General features: G+C 63.2%; 9 protein-coding genes. 2 read left to right on the forward strand and 7 right to left on the reverse strand.

What is annotated here, in order from left to right:
- Window positions 1-1,179, reverse strand: a complete 1,179-nt coding sequence (locus LOY34_RS14705; RefSeq protein ID WP_195884287.1) for an acetyl-CoA acetyltransferase — start codon at window positions 1,177-1,179, stop codon at window positions 1-3.
- Between the two features lie 143 nt (window positions 1,180-1,322).
- On the opposite strand from LOY34_RS14705, the gene LOY34_RS14710 reads away from it, so the two are divergent.
- Window positions 1,323-1,895, forward strand: coding sequence for a LuxR C-terminal-related transcriptional regulator (locus LOY34_RS14710; protein ID WP_195884288.1), 573 nt, complete (start codon window positions 1,323-1,325; stop codon window positions 1,893-1,895).
- Between the two features lie 6 nt (window positions 1,896-1,901).
- Here LOY34_RS14710 and LOY34_RS14715 read toward each other — a convergent pair whose 3' ends face one another.
- Window positions 1,902-2,615, reverse strand: coding sequence for a tellurite resistance TerB family protein (locus tag LOY34_RS14715; protein ID WP_195884289.1), 714 nt, complete (start codon window positions 2,613-2,615; stop codon window positions 1,902-1,904).
- Window positions 2,616-2,779: 164 nt separating this feature from the next.
- Here LOY34_RS14715 and LOY34_RS14720 point away from each other — a divergent pair, with 164 nt between their 5' ends.
- On the forward strand, window positions 2,780-3,400 hold the full coding sequence (locus LOY34_RS14720) for a hypothetical protein (protein WP_195884290.1): 621 nt from the start codon (window positions 2,780-2,782) through the stop codon (window positions 3,398-3,400).
- A 35-nt stretch (window positions 3,401-3,435) separates the two neighbouring features.
- Here the strand turns inward: LOY34_RS14720 and LOY34_RS14725 are convergent, their stop codons facing one another.
- From LOY34_RS14725 to LOY34_RS14745, 5 genes are all read right to left on the reverse strand, one after another.
- Window positions 3,436-4,770: a hypothetical protein gene (locus LOY34_RS14725; RefSeq protein ID WP_195884291.1), complete on the reverse strand. Its 1,335-nt coding sequence runs from the start codon at window positions 4,768-4,770 to the stop codon at window positions 3,436-3,438.
- Window positions 4,771-4,947: 177 nt separating this feature from the next.
- Window positions 4,948-6,165 (reverse strand): RhtX/FptX family siderophore transporter, encoded by a 1,218-nt coding sequence (locus LOY34_RS14730; protein ID WP_195884292.1) that lies wholly within the window; start codon window positions 6,163-6,165, stop codon window positions 4,948-4,950.
- A gap of 12 nt (window positions 6,166-6,177) precedes the next feature.
- A complete protein-coding gene (locus LOY34_RS14735; protein ID WP_258663366.1) occupies window positions 6,178-7,677 on the reverse strand; it encodes a PepSY domain-containing protein in 1,500 nt (499 codons plus the stop codon).
- Entirely contained in the window at window positions 7,674-7,955 is a 282-nt protein-coding gene (locus LOY34_RS14740) for a hypothetical protein (protein WP_045198145.1), read from the reverse strand. Before LOY34_RS14740 ends, LOY34_RS14735 begins: the two co-directional genes overlap by 4 nt.
- Window positions 7,955-10,048, reverse strand: a complete 2,094-nt coding sequence (locus LOY34_RS14745; protein WP_408980881.1) for a TonB-dependent siderophore receptor — start codon at window positions 10,046-10,048, stop codon at window positions 7,955-7,957. Before LOY34_RS14745 ends, LOY34_RS14740 begins: the two co-directional genes overlap by 1 nt.
- Between the last annotated feature and the right edge of the window lie 44 nt (window positions 10,049-10,092).

The raw sequence follows: 10,092 nt of genomic DNA on the forward strand, positions 1-10,092 counted from the left end.
TCAGGCCTTGACCGCTTGCAGGACACTGGCGTAGTTGGCCACGGCCATGCCGCCCATGTTGAACAGCAAGCCGAACTCGGCACCGGGTACGCCCAGGCCGATCGGCTCGCCGGTCAGCTGGGCAAAGCCCAGGGCATGCATCGACACGCCGGTGGCGCCCACTGGATGGCCCTTGGCCTTGAGCCCACCGGAGAGGTTCACCGGCAGGCGCCCGCCCTGGCGCACGATACCGTCGTCGAGGGCGCGATGGCCTTCACCGCGGGGGACCAGGCCCATGGCTTCGTAGATCAGCAGTTCGGCGATGGTGAAGCAGTCGTGGACTTCGGCAAAGTTCAGGTCGCCTAGGGTCACCCCGGCTTCGCGCAAGGCACCCTGAATCGCCCGCTGCGGCCCCTCGAAGGCCAGCACATCGCGGCGCGACAGCGGCAGGAAGTCGTTGACCTGGACCATGGCGCGAATCGCCACCTGGCGGCGCATCGAGCGTGCACGCTGCGGCGAGGCGAGGATGATCGCCGCCGCGCCGTCACTGATCAGCGAGCAGTCGGTCAGGCGCAGGGGCGGTGCGATCAGCGGGTTGCCCGAGGAAACATTGTTGCAGTGTTCGAAATCCATCAGCCGGTGCATCTGCGCCAACGGGTTGGCCATGGCATTGGCGTGGTTTTTCACCGCAATCGCGGCCATCGAGGCCATCGGGCTGTGGTAGCGCTCGGCATACTGCTGGGCCACCTGGCCAAACAGCTGGGCGAAGCTCAGGCCGGCCTCCTGCATGGCGTTCTGGTAGCCGGCACCGGCCAAAGCGCGGGTGACTTCGACGGTGCTGTTGCCGGTCATTTTCTCGGCGCCGACCACCAGCACCAGGTCGGCGGCGCCGCTACGAATCGCGTTGATGCCGGCCTGGATCGCCGCCGAGCCCGAGGCGCAGGCGTTCTCGCAGCGGGTGGCGGGCTTGAAGCGCAGTTGCGGGTCGGCCTGAAGCATCAGCGAGGCAGGAAAGCCGTCGGCCACCAGGCCTGAGTTGAAGTGCCCGAGGAACAGCGCGTCGATCTCGCCGGCGTCAATCTCGGCGTCTGCCAAGGCTTCGCGGGTGACCTTGACGATCAGGTCTTCGAGGTTGAGGCCATCCAGGCGACCAAAAGGGCTGTGGGCAGCCGCGACGATGGATACGGAATCGTGTGTCATGGTGATTTTCTTCTGTCCTTGAAGCGCGTATTCCATACAATGATTCAGCGCCCGAATCCCACGCTAGTTGGGGCAACTACTTACGCCAGTAAGTAGTGCCCGCCAACCCGGTGCACACCGACAAACCCGAGGCAGGACGCCCGATGACCGAAGACGCCCCGCACTTCCAGGACCTTGAGCGCCTGGCCTTCCAGGTTTCCCCCGCGCCGCAGATGATCACCGGCCATCGGCGCATGCTCGACTGCAACCAGGCCTTTGAGCGCCTGTTCGGCTACGAGCGCAAGCATCTGCAAGGCAACCTGACCCTGTTGCTGTACCCCTCCCACGCCGACTACCAGAGCATCGGCGAACGCAGCGAGCACTGGCTGCGCAACGGCCCCGGCGCCTTCTACTCCGACGAGCGCTTCATGCAGCATCGTAATGGCGAGGTGTTCTGGGCCCGGGCCCACGGCTTTTCGCTGACGGTCGAGGACCCGTTCAAACTGATGGTCTGGCATTTCGAGCGCCTGGACCGCCAGCCGGCGCCGACCATCCAGCTGACCCCGCGCGAACGCGAGATCTCGCTGCATATCGTCAACGGCCTGACCTGCAAGGAAGTGGCGCGCAAGCTGGGGATCTCCCACCGCACCGTGGAAGTCCACCGCGCCCGGCTGATGAAGAAGCTTCAGGCCAAGAACAGCGCAGAGCTGGTGTCGAAGATCATCTTCATCAGTTGAGCGGCGTCAGGCGTTTCCCTTGGCCTGCTGTTCCAGGTGCACCTGCAAGGCCGGATCGATCTGCAGCGCGCCGGCCAGTTCGTCAAGGTAGGCCCGCTCTGCGTCCTGCTGGTCATCCACCAGCATTACGCTGGCCAGGTACATTTCCGCTGCCATGCCTGGGTCCTGGGCCGACTGCGCCACCTCGCCAGCATCCAGTGGCTTGCTGACTTCCTCGTCCAGCCATTGCTGCAGTTGCGGGTCGTTGGTGTGACGTTTGATTTCAGCGTAAATCAACGCTTGTTCTTGCTCATCGATACGACCGTCAGCCTTGGCTGCCGCAATCAGCGCGCGCAAGATTGCATGACTGTGGCCCTCGGCCTCGGCGCCGGACAATTGATCGACCGTACGCAGCGCCTGTTGCGGGGCCGCCGCCTGGCTGCGCTGCCAGCTTTGATAGGCCTGGAACGCCATCATGCCCAACGACGCCAGGGCGGCGTAATTGGTGCCACCGTCAGAGCGGCCCTGGCTAGCGCCACCCGCGTTGCCACCCAACAGCCCGCCCAGTAGACCACCCAGGCCAGCATTGCCCGCCGATGCACTGCCGCCGCCAAGCAGCCCGCCCAGCAAGCCGCCTAAACCGCCCAGGCCGTCTTGCACGGACCTGCCGCTGCTCCCTTGTTGCGCTTGCGAACCCTGCCCGGCGCGAAGCAGCTGTTCGAGTAGATCACTGGTGTTCATAGCACCGCCCTCGGTCGGTAGTTGCTGTTTAGACAAGCAACGATAGCCCCCGCAAGGCGATCTGCCATGACCGTCTGGCCGACGGCAAAGCCGGGGCTTACCGAGCATGCAGGTTTATGTGAGCATAGCCACCCCGCCCTGCCCCGCGCCCCACGAGAGGCTGTATGAAGATTTTCCACAAAACCGCCCTGACGCTGACCCTGGCCGTTTTCGGCCTGTTGGCGCTACCGAATCTGCATGCCGCGAGCAAAGCCGGCAGCCAGGCGAAAGCTGAAGTAAAGGTCGCGGTGCTCGGCGGCAAGTTCAGCTTCACCCTGCCGGCAGGCTTCATCGCCAGCCCCTTGAGCGCCGACGAACAGAGCAGCGAAGGCGCCGGCGCCGTGGGCACCCTGTATGCCAATGCGCAGGAAAAGCGCGTGGTCATGGTGATTGAAAAACCGCTCCCCGAAGCATCGCGCCCCGGCGACAACGACGACGCCTTCCTCGACGGCGCCGTCAGCGGTTTCGTCGAACGCCAGAGTGCCGGGCTGCCGGACTTTCGACAAACCGGCGAAGCACGCCTGAACCGCAACGGCCTTGGCGTGCGACAAATCGACAGCACGGCGACCCTGGGCGGCGGCAAAACCTTGAACAGCACCTTTATCGCAGGCTCCGGCGAGCGCATGGCGGTCATCCAGGTCATTTCCCGCAGCGACCAAGCCAGCAGTCATGCGGCGCTGGTCAAGCGAATCGTGGGGCAATCCTCGGTGCCGGTTGCGCAATCTGGCAACAAACAGGGTAAATAGCATGCAAGCGCCCCCCGCTTGCGAGGGGTAATCCATCAGAACAAATTATCTATTCCTGCGGACCGTTCCATCTCAGGTCGCAAAACCTCAAGCACCAGCCTTTCAGTTATTTGCTTGACAACGTTAAGGCCCTGCATGAATTCGCCTTCCGATATATCTTTTTCACACAGCAGGATCTTCTCATAGAGAAAATTAAAGCTACCTTCTTTATTCCCGGCCTTCTGGTTAGCCATCAGGATAAACATGCTCACCAGCGCATCCTTGACCACCTCGTCATTCATCAAGCCCGACAGTTCCTGCATTCGATCCTTGTTACCCTCAAGCAAAAAGACAAAGGGCGCAAGGAAAACCTGGTTCAGCCCAGACGCTTGCAACAGCTTGCGGGTCGCCAGGGTGTAAAGATAAAAATCAAGATGGGCAGTGAAGACAAACCAATACGCAGATTCGTTCATCTGGTATTTTCTGGAATAGCCATTCACCACTGACAAAAAGGCGTCCATGAAATCCGACGCAGGTTCGCCCTTGACGGCGAACACATTGATAAATGAGCATACCCTTGAAGCCTTGACTGCTGCTTGCGCTTCGGCCTTTGCTTTACTTCTTGCAAGATCTTCCGTGCGCTGCAGTTCCAGCTCCCGGGCTTCGGCCCGCGCCAAATCTTCTTTGTAATAGTTCAACTCATCATAGAAAAATGACGAATAGTATTTGAACGCCATGTAAAAGAAATCGGTGGTTTTTGCGAGCACATCGCCCTCCAGCCCCGAACACCCTACCAGGGCCGATGACAGCGCCTTCAAGTTATCATCATGCACAATGAACTCGCGAATATGCTCCTTGTCCTTGAAGTTATGCTCACCTATAAGCGCTACAATCTTCTCTTTATTTTGATTTGCCTTAACAAAAAGGAAAAAACCTACCACCTCATCTTTCAGCGAAATATTGCTGAGAATTCCTCTTCCGCCAACATGATTACGCACATCAATGAGGGATGCATCATTCCTTTTCAGCGAGGCATACACCACCCTGAAAACATCAAAAACCAATCCGAGGGGGATTTTCCTGAAGGTCAACGCGAGCGATGCGTTTATGACCACATCCGAACCGACGAATTCGATAGTTGAAATACTGCAAAGCGGCATATGCCCGCGCTCGCCCAGCAGGTTATACACCAGATAATTTTTTGTAAAAAGAACCCCCTCGCCCCACAACCCTAAAAAACTATCATCGAGAAAAACCAGACAGTCATCTTCCGCCATGATCTTCAGATCAACGCGGGTCAAGAAATTATTCAGCTTGAGCTTTTCAATTTTCCCGTCAACAAAAACTCTTTTCAATGAGCTGAACTCATCGAAATCGCCGACTCTTAACATAGACCTTTCGCCTTAACAAAAAACCGGCTGTCCCAGCAGCGCGTGAGAGGGGGTTCCCAGCGCTCCAACATAGCAGCAATCTGCCAGCACCATCAACGAAACAGCCCATCTTCAGAACCGAAGATGTCCAACGAACCCAGCTTCACCCAAAGAGCGTGCTCGAGCGCACGCCCCCCCCTACTGCGCAATAACCCGATACCGCGCCAAATTCAGCGCCACCAGCAGCGCCACCACCGCCATCAGCGCCCCGGTGAGGAACCCGCCGCTGTAACCGACCTGCGCGGTCAGCCCCAGCAACAGCGAGGACGACAGCATTTCGCCAAGGTCGCGGGTGCTTTGCACGCCGGTCATGTCGGTGCCGGCCTGGTCGCTTTGCCCGGCAAACGCCATCGAGGCGGTCATGATTGCCACCGAGGTCGCGCCGGTGGCAAACGAGCCCAGCCCCACCGCCAGCCAGATCAACTCGACCCGGGGCGCCACTAGCCCGCTTGCCTGCAGCAGCCAGACCAGCGCCGCCACCCCGGCCATGGCCACCGCCAGCATGAACGCCGGCCACAAGCCCAGCACACGGATCAGCCAGGCACCGCCGCCGCAACCGAGCACGATGGTCACCACGCCGCCGCTCATGCCCAGTTGGCCGATGGCCTGCAACGACCAGCCAGCATCGTTTAGGAACAGTTTCGACAGGCCGAAGCCAGACACCGCGGTCATCGCCGAGAGCAATGCCAGCACCACCAGCGACAGCGCCCCGGGCCGCTTGATGAAGCGCAACAGGCTGGCGTGGGCGACGTCGGGTTGTTTCTCTTTTGCCGGCGCCACGTGCAGCCAGGCTACGCAGCACAGGCTCGCCAAGGGCACCAGGGCCAACAGGCCGAAGGCCGTGGTTTGCCCGCAGTGGCCACTGAGCAGCAGCGCCCCGGCGCCGCCGACGAAGAAGCCGAACATGGTGCCGCCGACCTGGATGGCGTTGATCCGCGCGAGCATGTTGTCGCTGAAATACTCGGCGGCCATGCCGTCGGTGGCGATGTCCTGGGTGGCGCTGGCGAACGAAGCGAGGATCAGCAGGCCCACGGCCCAGCCGGCGGTATCGACACTCAGGCCGATGCTCGCCAGGGTCACCAGGCACAGCAGCACAAGGATCTGCATCGGTATGATCCAGCTGCGCCGCCGCCCCAGGCGCGGGCTCCAGTGGTTGTCGACCTGCGGCGCCCAGATGAATTTCACCACCCACGGCAGGCCCACCAATGGCAGGAAGGCCAGGGCATCGAGGGCCGCGCCGTCGTGGCGCAACAGGGTTGGCAAGGCGTCCATGGCGATGCCGAAGCAAATGCCCTGGGACAGGTACAACAGGGCGAAGGTCAGCACCATGCGCCAGTGTTTCAACAGATCCAGCATGCGAGTCTCCATTCAGATAGCGTTGGCGTCGGCAGCTCGTGCCGTACGCGAAAAGACAGTCAGGCGGCGCACCGCCCACAGGGCACTGGCACCGGCGAGCAACAGCACCAGGTCAATCGGCCATAGGCTCAGGTTGGCGTGCACCAGGCTGCCAGCCAGGTGCAAGGCGCCAGCACTCAGGAAGGCCAGGCCGGCCACGCTCAACAGCAGGCGTAGCGGTTGGCGCTGCGGCGGCATCAGCGCGGCCAGCAGCAGGCTGGCGATCCAGCAGCCCCAGAACCACGCCGTCAGTGAACCGCGCGGCAACAGCCCGAGGTTGGCCAGCGCCCCGGCGCACAGCAGCACGGCGCTGGCCGCCAGCAACCCGCCGCCACCGACCACCAGGCGCAGCAGCACTTGCCAGCCTGCCCCGCCCTTCAGCCGTCGGCGCTCCAGCCACAGGTACAGGCCGCTGAGCACCAGCACTACGGCGCCCAGGGCCATGCTGAAATGCACGACGCGCAACAGCGGCCCGGCGTGGGGTAGCCAGCGATAATCGGCAAAGTGCAGCGGCTGCACCGCGATAAACGCCTGCAGCCAGAAGCCTCGGCCACTGGCACTGCTGGTGGCCAGCGGCTTACCGTCATCGCCGCGGTAGGCATGGCGCTCGAACACTGCGGTGCTGGGCAGGCCGGACTCGATGCCGGCCACTTCCAGCCAGGCCCCGGGCTCACCCCAGTGATGCAGGGTGACGCTCTGGGCGGTGAAGCCCGGGTGCGCCGCCGCGTCGTTGCTCAGCAGTTGATCGAGATCGAAGGGCTGGGCCGGCGCCGCTTGCGGATCGACCTGCGGTGGTGCGCCCAGCAGCTGCATGAACGCCTGTTGCGGGGCCCCGGGAAACGCCTGCCCGGCCAGGGTCAGGGTACCCAGGGCGCCAAGGCCGGACATCGCCCCGGTAACCCCGAACAACAGCAGCCACGGCCCGGCCCAGCGGCCGATCAGGCTGTGCAGGTCGTGGGCCAGCAGCCGCGGGCCACGGTCACGGCGCAAGCGCGTAAGGTCCTGCAAGCGGCCGCTGTGCAGCGCGCTGCCGGCCCAGATCATCAGCAACAGCACCACCCCCAGCAGGCTGATCAGCACCCGCCCGGGGAAACCGGCAAACAGGCTCTTGTGCAGGTTGAAGAGGATATCGGCGGCGTTCTCCGTTTCCAGCGCCCGGCCAGTGGCCGGGTCCAGGGCCAGGTTGCACGGCTTGGCAGGCGCGCACAGCTCGACCACCGCGCGCTCGCCGTCGGGCAGACGAATCTGCAACGCCTCGGGCGCCAGGCCGTGGCGGCTGGCCACCGGCAGCCATTGCGCCAAGGGCAACAGCGGCCCTGGCGCCAAGGCTGCCGGGCCGCGAAACCAGCTGCGCAGGTCCTCATGGGCCATGCTCCAGGCGCCGCTGAGCAGAATCACCAACAGCAGCACGCCGAACACCCCGCCGGCACCGGCATGCACGCGCTGCACCAGCGCCCGCGGTGCGCCCATCATGACCCGGCTCCTGCCCATGCCAGGCAAGGGCTGAACAGCAGCAACCAGGCGCTGGAGCGGTAGACCACGCGCTTACAGTCCGGCGCCAGCAGCGCCCACAACAGCACCGTGACGAGAAACCCCAGGCCGATAAAGATCGCCGCATAAAGCCGCTCAAGCCCGTCGCCCAAGGGGTAGTGGCGGGCCAGCAGCACCGCCAGTTGCAGGCTGCTGAGCACGCTACCAGCTAGCGCCAGGCTGATGCGCAGCGGCCATGGCCCAAGGCCCGGGGCTGCCATCAGAACGTGCCTCGCAAGGTCATGTTGAGGCTGCGCGGCTCCCCGTAGCGGTTGTTCCAGTTGGGGTTGGAAAGGCTCTGGTAATACTTGCGGTCGGCCAGGTTGTTGCCGTTGAGCGAGGCCGTCCAGTGCTCGTCAATGCGATAGGCAACCCGTGCATTGAGCAACGCATAACCGCCTTGCTGCATCGATACGGCGCCCGACTGCGCCGAGAAATCACTCTGCGCCTGCACCCCGGCACCGACGCTCCAGCGCCGCTCCTGCCAAGGCAGCTCGTACTGGCTCCACAACCGCAGCATGTGCCGCGGGGTGAACTCGGCATAGCGCTCGCCGGAGTTGCTGCGGGTGTCCTTGAGGTATTCGGTGGTGGTGTAGGTGTAGCCGGCGAACAGGCTCAAGTCCGGGGTGATATAGCCGGTGCTTTCCAGCTCGAAGCCCTGGCTACGCACCTTGCCGCCGCTGATGTAGTAGGTGTTGGGGCCGGCGCCGGGATGTTCCGGGTCGACCTGCGGATTGTTCTCAAGGTCGATGCGGAACGCCGCCAGCGACACGTTCAGGCGGCCCTCCAGCAACTCGCCCTTGACCCCGGTCTCGTAGGTCTTGCCTTCCACCGGCTTGAGCAGGTCGCCGCTCCAGGTCTGCCCGGTCTGCGGCTGGAACACCTCGGCGTAACTGGCGTACCACGACCAGTCCTGGGCGAAGTCCCAGATCAGCCCGCCGTACGGGGTGATCTCACGCCCGGGCTTGAAGTGATCGCTCGGTGCATCCTGGTCCCACCAGCTGGCCCGGGCACCGACCACCAGGGTCAGCGGATCGAGCAGCTTGAAGCGGGTCAGCGCGTAGACACCCTTGGAGGTGGTGGTGGTCGAACCCGGCGATGTGTAGGCGCCGATACCCGGCTTGGGCACGCTGTGCGGGTCCCAGCGATAGACGTTGACCGGCACGTTCAACGGCGTGGTGAAGTCCGCCGTGCGCTGCTCGGTTTCACCCTGGCTGTAGTTGCTGCCCAGCAGCAGTTCATGGCTGCGGCCGAACAGCGAGAACGGCCCGTTGACCGAGGCATCGACGCTCTTCTGGGTGCTTTCGAACTTGTACGCCGCGCCCATCAGACGGCCGCCGTCACCGGTGACGGGGTCAATCGCACCGTAGGCGCCGGCATAACGCAGGCTCGAGTCAGCGTCCTGGTATTCGGCGGCGACCTTGGCTTTCCAGCCGTAGTCCAGTTGCTGCTCGAGCGAGCCGAACACCCGCCGCGTGGTCCACTTGAAGCGGTCCCAGTCGACATCCAGGTAAGTGGAGCGCGGCAGGTTCAGGCTCGAGCCGTCCTTGGCCATCGGCACACCAGCCATGTTGGTCACCGAGTCGATGGTCTGGTACTGCGCGCCCAGGGTCAGCAGGGTATCCGGGCTCAGGTCGAACTCGCTGATGCCGTACAGCAGCTGAGTGTCTTGCTTGCCGATGTCGTAGAAATAGTCGCGGTCCTCGTAGGCGGCGACCATGCGCCCGCGCACATTGCCAGACTCGGTCAACGGCCCGCCGACATCGACCTCGCCGCGGTAACGGTCCCAACTGCCACCGCTCAAGGTGGTGCTGGCGGCAAACTCTTTTTGCGGGCGTTTGCGCACCAGGTTGACCGTCGCCGCCGGGTTGCCACTGCCGTGCAGCAAGCCATTGGAGCCCCGCAGGATCTCGACCCGTTCGTACACCGCCATGTCCTGCGGTGAGCTGGCGGTGTCGCCGAGCAAGGCCGGCACGCCGTCGAGCTCGAACGAGTTGACCTTGAAGCCACGTACGTAATAAGCGGTGGTCAGCAGCTGGAACGGCTGCACGGTGACGCCAGTGGCTTGCTGCATCACCTCATCGAGACTGAACAGGTTCTGCTGCTCGATGCGTTCATGGTCGATCACACTCACCGACTGCGGCGTCTCGCGCAGCTTGAGCGGCATCTTGCCGATGGTGGTGACACCGGGTGCGGTCACGCTGCTGGCGCTGTCCTTGCCGGTGATCTCGATGTTGCCCAGTTGCAGCGTGCCGTTGCCGTTCTCTGCAGCAATCGCCAGCGCCAGCGGATTCAGGCCCAGTACCAGGACCATAGCCAAGTGCGCCCGGCTGCGTTGCCCACTCCGTCCTGCCTTTT

The sequence above is a fragment of the Pseudomonas sp. B21-009 genome, from assembly GCF_024749345.1.
Classification (GTDB): domain Bacteria; phylum Pseudomonadota; class Gammaproteobacteria; order Pseudomonadales; family Pseudomonadaceae; genus Aquipseudomonas.